General features: G+C 54.2%; 15 protein-coding genes. 5 read left to right on the forward strand and 10 right to left on the reverse strand.

Going from position 1 to position 14,402, the window contains the following annotated elements:
• Position 1: 1 nt before the first annotated feature.
• The 8 genes from ACYJL1_RS11615 to ACYJL1_RS11650 form a co-directional block, all read right to left on the reverse strand.
• The gene (locus tag ACYJL1_RS11615; RefSeq protein WP_460898023.1) at positions 2–1,180 is read right to left on the reverse strand and encodes a BaiN/RdsA family NAD(P)/FAD-dependent oxidoreductase; all 1,179 of its coding nucleotides are present in this window, start codon (positions 1,178–1,180) and stop codon (positions 2–4) included.
• On the reverse strand, positions 1,180–1,974 hold the full coding sequence (locus ACYJL1_RS11620) for a YdcF family protein (protein ID WP_460895555.1): 795 nt from the start codon (positions 1,972–1,974) through the stop codon (positions 1,180–1,182). Before ACYJL1_RS11620 ends, ACYJL1_RS11615 begins: the two co-directional genes overlap by 1 nt.
• Positions 1,974–2,453 carry a GNAT family N-acetyltransferase gene (locus ACYJL1_RS11625; protein WP_460895556.1) on the reverse strand — a complete coding sequence of 160 codons (480 nt, stop codon included), beginning with the start codon at positions 2,451–2,453 and terminating at the stop codon, positions 1,974–1,976. The genes ACYJL1_RS11620 and ACYJL1_RS11625 overlap by 1 nt, the downstream gene beginning before the upstream one ends.
• Positions 2,444–3,925 carry an Asp-tRNA(Asn)/Glu-tRNA(Gln) amidotransferase subunit GatA gene (gene gatA / locus ACYJL1_RS11630; RefSeq protein ID WP_460895557.1) on the reverse strand — a complete coding sequence of 494 codons (1,482 nt, stop codon included), beginning with the start codon at positions 3,923–3,925 and terminating at the stop codon, positions 2,444–2,446. The genes ACYJL1_RS11625 and gatA overlap by 10 nt, the downstream gene beginning before the upstream one ends.
• 9 nt (positions 3,926–3,934) lie before the next feature.
• Positions 3,935–4,417: a GNAT family N-acetyltransferase gene (locus ACYJL1_RS11635; protein WP_460895558.1), complete on the reverse strand. Its 483-nt coding sequence runs from the start codon at positions 4,415–4,417 to the stop codon at positions 3,935–3,937.
• An 8-nt stretch (positions 4,418–4,425) separates the two neighbouring features.
• Positions 4,426–4,713, reverse strand: coding sequence for an Asp-tRNA(Asn)/Glu-tRNA(Gln) amidotransferase subunit GatC (gene gatC / locus ACYJL1_RS11640; protein ID WP_460895559.1), 288 nt, complete (start codon positions 4,711–4,713; stop codon positions 4,426–4,428).
• A gap of 81 nt (positions 4,714–4,794) precedes the next feature.
• On the reverse strand, positions 4,795–6,486 hold the full coding sequence (locus tag ACYJL1_RS11645; RefSeq protein WP_460895560.1) for a hypothetical protein: 1,692 nt from the start codon (positions 6,484–6,486) through the stop codon (positions 4,795–4,797).
• A gap of 70 nt (positions 6,487–6,556) precedes the next feature.
• Positions 6,557–7,261 (reverse strand): metal-dependent hydrolase, encoded by a 705-nt coding sequence (locus ACYJL1_RS11650; protein WP_460895561.1) that lies wholly within the window; start codon positions 7,259–7,261, stop codon positions 6,557–6,559.
• A gap of 112 nt (positions 7,262–7,373) precedes the next feature.
• Here ACYJL1_RS11650 and ruvX point away from each other — a divergent pair, with 112 nt between their 5' ends.
• Entirely contained in the window at positions 7,374–7,874 is a 501-nt protein-coding gene (gene ruvX / locus ACYJL1_RS11655) for a Holliday junction resolvase RuvX (RefSeq protein ID WP_460895562.1), read from the forward strand.
• Here the strand turns inward: ruvX and ACYJL1_RS11660 are convergent.
• Together ACYJL1_RS11660 and ACYJL1_RS11665 are read right to left on the reverse strand one after the other, a co-directional pair.
• On the reverse strand, positions 7,838–8,170 hold the full coding sequence (locus ACYJL1_RS11660) for a DUF6105 family protein (protein ID WP_460895563.1): 333 nt from the start codon (positions 8,168–8,170) through the stop codon (positions 7,838–7,840). The genes ruvX and ACYJL1_RS11660 overlap by 37 nt on opposite strands.
• A 274-nt stretch (positions 8,171–8,444) precedes the next feature.
• Positions 8,445–10,076, reverse strand: a complete 1,632-nt coding sequence (locus tag ACYJL1_RS11665; protein ID WP_460895564.1) for an acyl-CoA dehydrogenase family protein — start codon at positions 10,074–10,076, stop codon at positions 8,445–8,447.
• 213 nt (positions 10,077–10,289) lie between these two features.
• Here ACYJL1_RS11665 and ACYJL1_RS11670 point away from each other — a divergent pair, with 213 nt between their 5' ends.
• From ACYJL1_RS11670 to dprA, 4 genes are read left to right on the forward strand one after another with little or no spacing between them, the layout of a single operon-like run.
• Positions 10,290–11,255 carry an aspartate carbamoyltransferase catalytic subunit gene (locus ACYJL1_RS11670; RefSeq protein ID WP_460895565.1) on the forward strand — a complete coding sequence of 322 codons (966 nt, stop codon included), beginning with the start codon at positions 10,290–10,292 and terminating at the stop codon, positions 11,253–11,255.
• Positions 11,252–12,538: a dihydroorotase gene (locus ACYJL1_RS11675; protein ID WP_460895566.1), complete on the forward strand. Its 1,287-nt coding sequence runs from the start codon at positions 11,252–11,254 to the stop codon at positions 12,536–12,538. The genes ACYJL1_RS11670 and ACYJL1_RS11675 overlap by 4 nt, the downstream gene beginning before the upstream one ends.
• 17 nt (positions 12,539–12,555) lie before the next feature.
• Positions 12,556–13,164 (forward strand): glycerol-3-phosphate 1-O-acyltransferase PlsY, encoded by a 609-nt coding sequence (plsY, locus tag ACYJL1_RS11680; protein WP_460895567.1) that lies wholly within the window; start codon positions 12,556–12,558, stop codon positions 13,162–13,164.
• On the forward strand, positions 13,161–14,294 hold the full coding sequence (dprA, locus tag ACYJL1_RS11685; RefSeq protein WP_460895568.1) for a DNA-processing protein DprA: 1,134 nt from the start codon (positions 13,161–13,163) through the stop codon (positions 14,292–14,294). Before plsY ends, dprA begins: the two co-directional genes overlap by 4 nt.
• Positions 14,295–14,402: the final 108 nt, after the last annotated feature.

Genomic DNA, 14,402 nt, shown 5'->3' on the forward strand with positions numbered 1-14,402 from the left:
CCTATACGGCCTGCCCCGCCACCCATCCTGACGACCAGGCCCATTGGAAATTATATCCGCCAAGCCAACCAGTTACGTCAACAACCTCACCTATAAAGTAAAGATTTTTTGTTGCCTTTGCCTCCATAGTCTTCTGGTCTAATCCATCCGTATCAACACCGCCAAGTGTTACTTCAGCAGTCCGGTAGCCTTCTGATCCGGCTGGTTTCACCTGCCATTCATTGATAGATTTTTCGACCGCCAGCAATTGCTTGTCCGAAAGATCAGCCAAATGCCGATCAATGCCGCTGTTTTCCGCAATCAGCTGGGCTAGGCGCTTGGGTAGCAACTCACTCAAGGCTGTTTGCAGTGCCTGACGGCCATTGCGGGCGCGCGCAGCGCGCAGCGCATCAAAAACTTTCACACCGGGCAGCATGGCGACACTGATCGTATCACCTTCCCGCCAATAGGAGGAAATCTGCAATATGGAGGGTCCGCTCAATCCGCGATGCGTGAAGAGCATCGCCTCCGCGAACTTCGTCTTGCCGTGACTGACCACCGCATCGACCGAGATACCGGATAGCGGTTTCAACGGCGCGAGCGTATTTTCGTCGAATGTCAGCGGCACCAATGCCGGACGTGTTTCTGTAACAATCAACCCGAACTGGCGCGCAATATCATAGCCGAAGCCGGTTGCACCCATTTTCGGGATGGATTTACCGCCGCAAGCAACGACCAGCGAGGTGCATTTTACCGCAGCGCCAGCCAAATCGACCAGATATCCATTATCTATCTGCACAATGGAATCGACTGTGGTGCGCAAGCGCAGTTCCACCCCCGCTTGGCTCATTTCCGTCACCAGCATGTCGATAATCTGCTTGGCTGAGCCATCGCAGAAAAGCTGGCCGAGCGTCTTTTCGTGCCAGGCAATGCCGTATCGGTTCACAAGGCCGAGAAAATCGCGTTGCGTGTATCGACGCAGCGCCGAAATGCAAAAATGCGGATTCTTGCTGATGTAGTTCTGCGGCGCTGCATTAATATTGGTGAAGTTGCAGCGGCCTCCACCGGATATGCGTATTTTGTCGCCGGGTGTCGCAGCGTGATCGACAATCAGGACGGAACGCCCACGCTTGCCTGCTTCAATGGCACACATCATGCCAGCGGCGCCAGCCCCTATAATGAGAACGTCGACATGCGGGATCATGGTGCGGGCAACAATTGATCAGTGCGACCAGCCAGCCAGTAAGCCAGCAGCCCCGCCCACTCGCGTGACGCGATTGCCATGTTTTGCAAGGAATCCTGCGGGTTGTCCTCGGCCAGACCGATGGTTTCGGCACCAGATGCGCGATAGTCCGCCGGCCATGGCACCACGCCAAATCCAGCCTTGCGGAACAGCCCCATGGAACGCGGCATGTGGAAAGCGGATGTGACAAGCAGCCAGGTTTCCCCGGGCTTTGCGTCTACCATCTGCTTGGTGAACACTGCATTCTCATAGGTATTGCGCGACTGACTTTCGAGAATAAGGCGCTCAGGTTCAACGCCAAGAGCCGTCAACAAACGCGGCGCCGTAACGCCATCGGCCTCGCCGTCCAGCAACAATGTGCCTGTTCCGCCGGTAACGACGACCTTCGCTTCCGGATGTTTGCGCGCCAGAATGGCGGCTTCGACAAAGCGGTCACCGCTGGCATTGAGTTCATAACCGCCGCGCACCAGATTGACGCCGCCTTCAAAGCCACCGCCAAGCACGATGATGCCGTCTACCTTTGCCGGAAGTGTGTCAGGGCGCTGAAAACGATCCTCCAGCGGATTGATCATCAAGGCACCAAGCGTTGTCCAAGCGCCAAGTCCCAGCACGAGAAAGGCGACCGCAGCCGTCGTCATTGCCAAACGCCGCCAGCGCCAGACCAGCAGCAGGAAAGTCAGCCCTATAAAGATAATCGCAAAGTTTAGCGGTTGAGCAAAAAACCAGAAGACCTTTGAAAGGACAAAAAACACTATTTAAACTCCGCCAGCATCTGCACCTTCTCGATTTCACGCTCAAGGCTTGTCGACCACTCCGGCCCCTGTTCGACAATATTGAATCCTTCGCGCTGGTAGAGCCTGATAGCGCCAATATTGCGGGCATGTGTGCTTATGCGCGCCTTCATATATCCTTCATATCGGATCGCTGCCATCATTTCACGCAGCAGCGACGAGCCTATGCCCTGGCCATGCACGGTAGGGTCCACCCAAAGATCAGAAATATAATCGTTATTCTCTTCCCGCGCGCCCCAGCCAAGCATCGTTTGCTCCAATTGAGCCACTAGCACTGTGGTGAAGGAAGTTTCTGCGAATTCCTTGAAGGCTTTTTCAACATGCATACGCATGCCCGGTAGTTCAGCTTCAAACGAAAAGACGTTGGACGCCCAGGCACTGGAGCCGACAGCAGCGATTGCTGTTATGTCGGCTTCTGTTGCGCGCCTGATTACCACCATTTCGGTGCGTTGAACTTGCCTGCCGCCTGTTCGATCACATAAGCGGTCTGGAACAGGGTTTCTTCGTCGAATGGCCGTCCGATGAGTTGTAGGCCAAGTGGCAGACCCCGGCTGTCCAGTCCGGCAGGTACGGCAATACCCGGCAAGCCCGCCATGTTGACAGTCACAGTGAAAATATCATTGAGATACATTTTCACCGGATCGGAATTCATTTCCTGATCGGCAATGCCAAAAGCAGCAGAAGGCGTAGCTGGCGTCAAGATTGCATCGACACCCGCATGGAACACGTCCTCAAAATCCTTTTTGATCAGCGTGCGTACCTTTTGTGCCTGCAAATAATAGGCATCGTAATAGCCAGCCGAAAGCACATAGGTGCCGATCATGATGCGGCGCTTCACCTCTTCGCCAAATCCTTTGGCGCGGGTGTTCTCGTACATATCGACAATATCCTTGCCGGGAACGCGCAGGCCGTAGCGAACGCCGTCATAGCGTGCGAGATTTGAAGAAGCCTCGGCTGGCGCAACGATATAATAGGCGGGAAGCGCATATTTCGTGTGCGGCAGTGAAATATCAACGATGGTTGCACCGGCATCCTTCAGCCAGCTGATACCCTGCTGCCAAAGCTTTTCAATCTCCTCCGGCATGCCCTCAACGCGGTATTCCTTGGGAATGCCGATCTTTATGCCTGCAAGCGGCTTGCCAATTGCGGCTTCATAGTCCGGCACAGCGATATCAACCGAAGTTGTATCCTTGGCATCGACAGAAGCCATGGACCTTAACATGATCGCGGCGTCACGCACATCGCGGGCAATTGGCCCCGCCTGATCCAGCGATGATGCGAAAGCAACAATGCCCCAACGCGAACAGCGGCCATAGGTTGGCTTGATTCCGACAGTGCCGGTAAATGCTGCCGGCTGGCGGATCGACCCGCCTGTATCGGTTGCGGTGGCTCCGGCGCAAAGCCGTGCAGCGACAGCCGCAGCAGAGCCGCCTGATGATCCACCCGGAACGAGGTCCACATTGGAACCTTTCGCACGCCATGGATTTTTGACAGGCCCGTAATAGGAACTCTCATTGGATGAGCCCATTGCGAACTCGTCCATGTTGAGCTTACCGAGCATGACCGCGCCATCAGCCCACAGATTTGCTGTCACAGTGGATTCGTAATGCGGCTTGAAACCATCCAGAATATGCGATGCTGCCTGTGTATGGACACCTTCTGTGCCAAACAGATCCTTGATGCCAAGCGGAATGCCTTCCAGCGCACCGCCATTGCCAGCCACGAGCCGCGCATCGGATGCCTTCGCCATTTCCAGCGCCTTTTCAGGCGTGGTAACGATATAGGCGTTCAGTGCCTCATTTGCCTTCTCGATTGCCTGAATATAGGCGCCAGTAAGCTCCGTGGCAGTGATTGCCCTGGCTTTCAGCTGGTCGCGCGCCTCGGCAATGGTGAGAGCGGTTAAATCGGTCATCTTCAGTCCTTATTGGGCTGCTGTAAAAGCGAGCCGCTTTTCGTAAAATGCACTATGTTCAGAATCCGGATAGTCGAGCAACACACCGCAGCGGGTAAAACCGGAACGTTCATAAAGCCGCCAGGCAGGTTCGAATTCGGGCGTGGTTCCTGTCTCCAAAACAAGTCGATCCATGCCCTTTTCATTGGCGAGCGACGTAATTGCCCCCAACAAAGCAGAACCGATGCGCTGACCGCGCGCAGTTGGTCGCGTGAACATGCGTTTCACCTCGCCAACGCCATCGCCATGATCTTTCAACGCACCACAGCCGATCGCATGTCCTGTTTCATCGCGGGCGACAAAAACAGTCGTGTCCTCACCGGCCATCTGTTCGACAGTCATCTTGAACTGAAATTCGGGCGGCGAAAGCGGCAAAAGGTGATCATTGAGATCGCTGACCAGCGAGCGCACATCGTCCTGCAAAGGTGTTTCTATCGCAATGGAAACAGCCATGGCTAAATTTACTCCACGACCTTTGGCACGACAAAGAAGTTTTCTTCAGTTGTTGGCGCATTGGCAACGATATCGGCAACCTTGTTGCCATCGGTGACAACATCCTGGCGCTTCTTCATTGCCATAGGCGTTACCGACGTCATCGGCTCGACACCTTCGACATTCACTTCATTCAACTGTTCCACGAAACCAAGGATCGCATTCAATTGGCCGGTCATCCGGGAAACATCATCCTCGGTGACCGCGATGCGGGCAAGATTCGCAACGCGTTTTACAGTGGCAGTATCGACGGACATAGGGATTCCTGAATTCAGATTTTGATGTTGCAGCTATAGTGTCCGTTGCGCCCAAGCGCAACGGACAACAGCAGATGCGCGTTACTGCGCCGCGTCTGGTGCGACTTCCTCCTGCTCGCCATCGAGCGGAGCATCTTGGGTGTCCATTGTGTCATCATCCAATGCAGCGGCACCATCATCTGTCGCAGTGGTATCGTCATCGGGTGAAATCCCGAAGATGGAGCTGTCGAACAGAGGCTTTCCGGCCGCATCCGGACCTTTGACAGCATTGCCGTTGACCTGAATGGATCCGTCGCTTTTCTGATCAACGATCCATTGAATGCGGCCATCGGCCAGTTCATTGCCAAAATCTTTGGCCAGCTTGGCGAAGACAATATAGTTCTTGATCTCAGGCTCTTCTTCCGATGCCTTGTTCAACCGGTCAACCAGCTTGTCAAATCCTGCCATTTCCCAAGTTGTTCGGCTCTGCGGTTTTAACGTGGCAAATGTAACCTCGCCTTCGACGGTAAGTTCGGCATCTACAGTCTTCACAAGGCTTTTTGAGATCGTGACCTTTGGCGGATTAAGCATGAAGGCGGTGCCCATTTCCTCGGCAAACGCATCTGAAATCGGCTTCTCCTTATTCAGATCCATTTCCTCGATCCCGCCACGCACTACCGTATCGAGATCAAGTCCGGCGGCACCGAAAGAAAGCTCTATATCGGTTGGAAGGAAGGGAACGGTCCAGTCCGGAATCGGCAAAGCCGGGTATTGGAGCCCATTTGTCCGCACCGCGTAGTTATAGGTACCGCTTTTGCTAATTCCGTCGAAATTAAGCTCCTGCGAAATGTTCTTGGTAATGAATGGACCAATAGGCGTTTCAACAGTCATGTCTGAAAAACGATACGAACCAGTCAGTTTTTCCCAAAGCGGCAAAGCGGCGAGCAGCTTTGCCTTCAACTCAGCTTGATCAGTCTCACTAAGCTTCGTCTTTTCTTCTGGTGTCTTTGCAAAGTCGTCGGAATGAGCAACAAAAAATGCCCAAAGATCCAAAAGTTCTACATTTCTGACACCACTGCCCTTTGCGTCCACGCCGAGGTTGGCAGCGCTGATCCCCACCTTCATCAACTCTTCCGCTACGGCAGGCTCTGCCGGCTTGGGCTCACCTTCTGTCGTAGTCTCGTCAGCCACAGGATCAGATGCAAAGGAAATCGTTTCCTTGAAACTCTCGACTGTTTGGACTTGTGTGAAGTCTACTCCTCCTGATGCACCAGCCACTGCAGACAGTTCAGCCTTTGCCTTACCGGCAGTGGCTTCCATTTGCTGTAGCGGCGCCGAAGAACTCATCTTAAAGCCATCATAGGTGGCTGTTCCAGTTGAGAAGGTAGCGATCTTCGGGTCAAAAACGCCGCGGAAATCCATATTGTCGATAGACCATTTGGTGCTTTCCTTGCCCGTTGGGGCATCTATTTCGATGGAACCGTTGAGCGAGGACTTCGACGAAACGTCCCATGACCCATCTGCCAGTGGCTTTGTCAAAAAGCTGTATTCGCCGAAATCACCTTTGAAGAACTCCTGCTTCGGCAGAACCTCAAGCAGCTTGGCCGTGCTGAAGGTAATTTTGTAGCTGTCTCCGTCCGGCTTGACGCTCAGAATGTTCTTTTCCAGGGCTGTCGTGCCGACATATTTCGACAAAGTCGCGGCCAGTTCTTTTGCCCCATTGGTATCGACTGTTTGTGCGCTGGCAGGCGTGAGCGCCAGCAGAGAACAGGAAATCAGCAGCAATTTACGCAAGATATATTCTCCAAAACTCGGTCATCTAGCGATGACCGCCATCCTTACAAATGGCTCTAACAAACTCAAATCAAACAGTAAAATGCTTATTTGGTTCGGCGACAATTACTTCGCTGGTGCCACCTTCCATGCCAGCAACAAATTTGTCAGCGGTTTGGTCGATAATCGGGAAGGAAGCATAGTGACAGGGTATGACCTTGCCAAACTTGAAGTAACGCCGCGAAGCAAGCGCTGCCACCGCCCCGCCCATGGTGAAACGATCACCAATTGGCACAATGCCGATTTCCGGCTGGTGCAATTCGTTGATCAAAGCCATGTCGGAAAAAATATCCGTATCGCCCATATGATAGAGCGTAGGTTCGTCCTCGAAATGCAGCACAATGCCATTCGCATTGCCAAGGGAGTGCGACACACCATCCTCAGTCATTTGGGCGGATGAATGCAACGCATTGACGTAAGTCACTGTAAACCCGTCATAAGACACCGTTCCGCCGGTGTTTGTCGGATCGACGCGCGCCACACCTTTTGAGCCAAGCCATGTCACCAGATCAGCATTGCCTGTCACCAGCGCACCCGTATCCTTGGATATCTCCACAGTGTCGCCCACATGGTCGCCGTGGCCGTGTGTGAGGATGATGTGATTAACGCCCTTGGTTGCCTCCTTGAAATCCACGCCCTTGGCACCGGGATTTCCATTGAGAAATGGATCGATGAGAATAATATTCTTCGCAGTTTCGATACGGAAACCGGATTGGCCCAGCCAGGTAATTTTCATTGTTCTCAATCCTTATAATTTGAGTCTGACCTCGCCAGAGGCCTCTAATACAGTTATGTGGACAGATTAAACCGATCAATCAGCGATCAGACAACCGCAGGAAGCAGAGACTTTGACAATTTTGGCGATTGAGCAGTTGGAAGAGCATGTCGCAGATGGAAAAACCGTCGCTGGCCTCGATCTCGGCACGAAAACCATCGGCATCGCCATATCAGATCGCGGTTTTTCCTTTGCCAACCCGCGTCCAGTGCTAAGGCGCAGCAAGTTCACCCATGATGCGCAAGATCTGCTCAAAGCACTGGCCGCCGACAATGTTGGGGCGATTATCATCGGCCTACCGGTCAATATGGATGGCAGCGAAGGGCCGCGTGTCCAGGCTACCCGTGCCTTCGTTCGCAATATGGAAAAGCTTACTGATTTACCCTTTGTCTATTGGGATGAGCGTCTATCGACAGTCGCAGCAGAACGCGCCCTTATCGGCATGGATGTTTCCAGACAAAAAAGGGCGGAGCGGATTGATTCCGCTGCCGCCGCATTCATTCTGCAGGGCGCATTGGACCGCCTGCAAAGCCTGCGTCAGGAAGCCGATACAGTTGGCAATTCTTCGGAATAACGCGCACGTTCTGCACGCTCAGCGCGCCAGGCTTTTATCCATGCAATGATCTTGCGCCGACGCCGGAACGCGATCAACAACAGAACCAATCCTGTATCAAAAACGCATGCTCTGGCAACCAGTGGAGGAATGCTCTCAGGCGCTATTCCGAGTATATTGCCGTAGATCGTGAAGACCTGATCGTGCAACTCACGGCTGAAAAAGTGCATTCCCATGCTCAGATCATAATAGGACAGGAAGTACCATCCCCACAAGAAAACCAGCGGTCCACCCCAGAAAATCAGGAAGCTACGCATTCAATTCTCCTCGAAGGGCTTGCATGGTTCATTGGCTTAACCCTAGGTTTTTACGAGTGTTTTCGACTCAGAGTGATATCTGTTAAGACGTTAGCCGCAACGTAAACCGTTTGTTAAGGTTAATTTAAGAAAATTTAATTCAAATTGAAGGAATTAGCGAGAGCCCTATCGAGCCCTTGCGAGAAATTTTTACGTTTGTTTTAGAAAAATTTGACTCAATTGCTACTCAAGCAGCCGCGGATAAGCACGTGACGAGCCGCTTCCGGGACTCGAATCAGCCCACCGATGGATACAGTGAATTGACGATATTGGCGGCGTTGTGCCGCGCATCCAGCATGCCGTAGGTCGTGCGCCATTGGCCGCCAAGGCGCGTTTCAATAAAGGCGTCGGCTATATCTTCCGACTGGAGATAGCGTAGCTCCGCCCCGGCTGCAGCCAATGCCAGTTGCTCCGTCAGAATGCGCGCAGCACCTTCATCATTTTCAGCCACGCGCATGGCCGCGCGGAGCACTTCCACTGTCCCCTGCCCGCCGCGTCCAAGCTGCGAGCCGATCCAGTTTAAAACTTCATCGAAAAGCTGGGGTCCGCGCTTCAATACGCGAAGGACATCCAGCGCCATGACATTGCCGGAACCTTCCCAGATGGCGTTGACCGGGGCCTCACGATAGAAGCGCGCCAGATTGCCCTCTTCAATGTAGCCATTACCGCCAAGGCATTCCATTGCCTCATAGAGCATTGCCGGGGCGATCTTTGCCACCCAATATTTGACAACTGGGGTCATAACACGGGCAAAGGCCGCCTCGCCACGATCTCTGGCTGCATTGTCGAATGCACGCGCCAGACGCAATGTCAGCGCTGTCGCGGCGGCCGAATCCAGTGCCATGTCTGCCAGAACACGCAGCATCAACGGCTTGTCGATCAACGGCCCACCGAAGACAATGCGGTGACGGGCATGATGCACTGCCTCGGCCAAGCCGGCGCGCATTAAACCTGCCGAAGCAATCGAACAATCAAGCCGGGTCAGCGTGACCATATCAATGATGGTCTTAACGCCATCCCCAGGATTGCCGACCATCTGGCCGAGTGCATTCTCAAATTCCACCTCCGACGAGGCATTGGAGCGATTACCGAGCTTGTCCTTCAATCGCTGGAAACGGAAACCGTTTGAGGAGCCATCAGGCAATATGCGCGGAACCAGAAAACACGACAGACCTTCGCGTGCCTGTGCCAGCACCAAAAATGCGTCCGACATCGGCGCCGACATGAACCATTTATGCCCGGTCAGGCGATAAAAGCCGCTGCCAGCAGGCTCAGCCTTGGTTGTATTGATATTGACGTCCGTGCCGCCCTGCTTTTCGGTCATGCCCATGCCAAGGGTCAGGCCCGTTTTCTTCGCTGGCGACTTATTGCTGGAGTCATATTTGCGCGGCAGGATCAGCGGCGACCATTCGCGGTAAAGGTTGGGCGCAGCCATTAGCGCTGCCAGCGATGCACTGGTCATGGTCAAGGGACAAAGATGCCCGCATTCCAGTTGCGACGTCAGATAAAAACGGCTTGCGCGCGACTGATGCCGCAAACCGGATTCCGCCTTGCTGTCCTCCCATATCGAAGAATGCAGTCCTTGCCCGACAGACCGGCGCATCAGCGCATGGTAAGCTGGATGATATTCAACCACATCCGCCCTGAAGCCCTGCCGGTCATGCGTGCGCAGGCGCGGTGTTTCCATATTGGCAAGCCGTGCCAGATCCAGCGCATCTGCCGACAACACAAATCGGCCGCTCTGTTCCAGTTCGTCGCGCCCGCTTTTCGGGAATCGCTTGGTGATCTGCATGAGCAGCGGATCGCCCAGATAAGCGTTTTGCCCGGTCATTGGTGGGGTCTGGTTAAGAACGTCGTGGGTTTTCAAGAAACTGTCCTGATTTGAATTCGCTTTTCTTCTATATGGAGCGAACATTCTGACAAGCGGTTAATATATGGACTCTTCGATGATAGTCGATATTGATCATACCCCTGTGCAGTCCATTTTGGCTTTTCAAATAATTAATTGGGGAGCGAGGGGCTTATGGCACACAGCAGCGCTTGCAGCCTTAGGCTATCGCGCTTATAGGGGACACTTGATATGACATCAAAAACATCTCCTTTGCTATTTCCTCACCGCCACTTGCTTGGCATCAAGGGCCTTTCCCCGCAAGATATTGTCCAGCTTCTCGATCTCGCAGACAGCGAAGTTGCTGTTTCACGGCAATCGGAGAAGAAAAAGAGCGTCCTGCGGGGCCGCACACAGATCAACCTGTTCTTCGAAGCATCCACCCGGACGCAATCCTCTTTCGAGCTCGCGGGCAAGCGGCTTGGCGCTGACGTCATGAATATGTCGGTCGGCAACTCATCGGTGAAAAAGGGTGAAACGCTGATTGATACAGCGATGACGCTCAATGCGATGCGCCCCGACATTCTTATCATCCGCCACGCTTCTGCCGGTGCGGCAGCGCTTCTGGCGCAAAAGGTGGGTTGCTCGGTGGTTAATGCCGGAGATGGCGCCCACGAGCATCCGACACAGGCCTTGCTTGACGCACTCACCATCCGCCGCGCCAAGGGCAAAGTTGCCAGACTTACTGTCGCGATCTGCGGTGACGTTCTTCATTCTCGTGTCGCACGCTCGAATATCATCCTGCTCAATGCATTGGGCGCGCGCGTCCGCGTGATTGCACCCTCCACTCTCTTGCCGGCAGGCATCGCCCATATGGGCGCCGAAGTCTTCCACAGCATGGAAGAGGGCCTCAAGGATGTGGATGTCATCATGATGCTGCGTTTGCAACGTGAGCGCATGGCCGGCTCCTTCGTTCCCTCCGTGCGCGAGTATTTCCGCTATCACGGGCTTGATCGCGAAAAGCTCAAATACGCCAAACCCGACGCGCTGGTCATGCACCCGGGCCCGATGAATCGCGGCGTCGAAATCGCTTCCGATGTTGCCGACGGCTCGCAAAGTGTCATTCAGGAACAGGTGGAAATGGGCGTTGCCGTTCGTATGGCGGTCATGGAAGCTCTGCTCGATCCACGTCGTAATCCGGAAGGAGTTGCCGGATGAACACCACAGTTCTTGATAATGCCCGCATTGTGGACCCCTCACGCGATCTCGATGAAATCGGCACACTCATCATACAAGACGGCAAGATTGTTGCCAGCGGTGCCGATGCACGCCATCAGGGCACGCCAGACGGCGCGACAATCATTGACTGCCGCGGCAAGGCTGTGCTTCCGGGTCTGGTCGATGCGCGCGTCTTCATCGGAGAACCCGGCGGTGAACACCGCGAAACCATCGCATCGGCAAGCCATGCCGCTGCGGCAGGTGGCGTTACCTCGATCATCATGATGCCGGACACCGATCCGGTCATCGATAATGTTGCGCTGGTTGAATTCGTCAAGCGTACGGCACGCGATACGGCGGTCGTTAATGTTTATCCGGCGGCGGCTGTCACCAAGGGGCTGTCCGGCGAGGAAATGACCGAGATTGGCCTGCTACGTGAGGCTGGTGCGGTGGCGATCACCGAAGGGCGTCACTCCATTGCCAACACGCAGCTGATGCGACGCGCCCTCACCTATGCGCGGGATTTCGGGATCGTCCTCGCCCATGAAACACAGGATGCTCATCTTGGCGTCAACGGGGTGATGAATGAGGGGCTTTATGCCAGCTGGCTTGGCCTTTCCGGCACACCGCGTGAAGCTGAAGTCATCCCGCTGGAGCGCGACATGCGTCTTGCCGCCTTGACAAAGGGCGCCTACCACGCCGCACAGATTTCCACCGCCATGTCGGCGGAAGTCGTTAGCCGGGCAAAGCAGAATGGTTTGAACGTTACCTCGGCGGTGTCCATCAATCATCTGTCGCTTAACGAGAATGATATTGGCGAATTCCGGACATTCTTCCGTCTGCAACCTCCCCTGCGTCTTGAAGAAGACCGCCTCGCCATGGTTGAAAGTCTACGAGACGGAACAATTGACATTATCGTGTCGGCGCATGATCCGCAGGATGTCGACACGAAGCGCCTGCCCTTTGCCGATGCAGCAGCGGGTGCAATCGGCCTTGAAACGCTGCTCGGCGCTGCATTGCGGCTGTATCACAATGGCGATGTACCGCTTCTTCGCATCATTGAAACATTGTCCACCGCCCCTGCCCGCATTTTCGGCCTGGATGCCGGCTCGCTTCGACCGGGTTCAGTCGCAGATATGACCATAGTCGATCTTGACGAACCATGGATTGTCAGGGAAGAAGATTTAACGTCACGCTCAAAGAACAGTTGTTTTGAGGGCGCGCGTTTTCAAGGCCGGGTTGTCCAGACATTTGTCGCTGGAAAATTAGTCTTTTCCATCTAAACCCAAGGGAACGGCATATGTCGGATTTCTTCAATGTCGGAATTCCACTCCTGCTCCTCTTCCTGGTCTTCGGCTATATACTGGGTTCAATCCCGTTTGGCCTGATCCTGACACGCATGGCCGGTCTGGGCGATGTGCGCAGCATTGGCTCTGGCAATATCGGTGCGACGAATGTGCTTCGAACGGGCAATAAAAAGCTCGCCGCAGCGACCTTGATACTCGACATGCTGAAGGGAACCGCAGCAGTGCTGGTTGCCGGTATTATCGGCCCCGAGGCTGCAATCGCGGCGGGTCTTGGTGCTTTCCTTGGTCACATTTTCCCGGTCTGGCTGAAATTTAAAGGCGGAAAAGGCGTAGCTACCTATCTTGGCGTCTTGCTTGGGCTGTTCTGGCAGGGGGCCCTTATCTTCGCTGCCGTCTGGCTTTTGATCGCATTTGCTACCCGCTATTCCTCTTTGGCTGCGCTCTTAGCAGCCATTGTCACTCCAATTGCATTATATTTTATTGGTGTTCATCAAATCGCATTCCTGTTTTTCATTTTGACAATCATCGTATTCTTTAAACACCGCGCCAATATTCAGCGGCTTGTTTCAGGTACCGAAGGTAGAATCGGCTCTAAAAAATGAACGAAGAGAGGAAAGGCATTCGCCTTTCTGACGAGCAGAGGTTGAGTTGGCTCAGGCTCATCCGTAGCGAGAACGTGGGTCCGGCTACATTTCGGGAGCTGATCACCCATTGCGGCTCTGCATCCAATGCCATCGAGATGCTGCCCGACCTCGTTCGGCGCGGCGGACGAGGAAAGCCAATCCGCATTGCCAGCAGAGAAGACGCTGAACGGGAAATCCATATCGCAGCCAAAATGGACGCCTACTTTATCGGTATTGGCGAACCGGGTTACCCACCTTACCTACAGCACAGCGACAATCCACCTCCCTTGGTGGCAATAAAGGGAAACTCTGATGTTTTCTTTTTGCCGCCAGTGGCAATTGTCGGCGCACGAAATGCATCACTGGTCGGCATCAAATTTGCGCGGACCATCGCTCGCGAGCTTGGTGAGGCAGGTTTTGCTACGATTTCCGGACTTGCTAGGGGTATCGATACTGCTGCCCATGAAGCAAGCCTGCATCATGGAACTGTCGCCGCCATGGCGGGAGGCCTTGACCATCCCTACCCGCCGGAAAATCTTGCGCTCTATAAGGCCATTCCGGAACATGGCGGAGCCGTCATCAGCGAAATGCCATTCGGTTGGGAGCCGCGCGCCAGGGATTTTCCACGTCGTAACAGAATTATCGCCGCTTTGTCTCTCGGCCTGGTTGTTGTGGAGGCGGCGGAGAGGTCCGGTTCGCTCATCAGTGCCCGTCTCGCTGGTGAGCTTGGCAGACTGGTATTTGCAGTACCCGGATCGCCACTCGATCCAAGAGCGAAAGGCACCAACGGGCTTTTGAAAAACGGCGCAATTGTAACAACGAGCGCCGAAGATATCATGAGCGCTGTTGCGCCGCTCGTTGACCGCCCTGCGCCCGGTAATACCGGCTTTCCTGCTCCGTCATACGATTTTTCTTTGCCAGCGGCTCCGGATGAGACCGAAAGAGACCAGTTATTTCATCTCCTCGGGCCGGTGCCGGTGGATATCGATGATCTGATCCGGACCAGCCAATTGCACCCTTCGGTGGTGATGCTGATTTTGCTGGAACTGGACCTGGCCGGGCGACTTCAACGCCACTCAGGAGGTCACGTTTCTCTTACGTGCAGCTGACTTTACGCCTATTTGCTTGCGTAACTGATCATTGCTTTCTATATACGCGATCTCGATAAGGTAGCTTAGCATGTCCATCTTATTTGGTTTTTGCCATCACACGTAATT

The organism is Phyllobacterium sp. K27 (assembly GCF_054796155.1).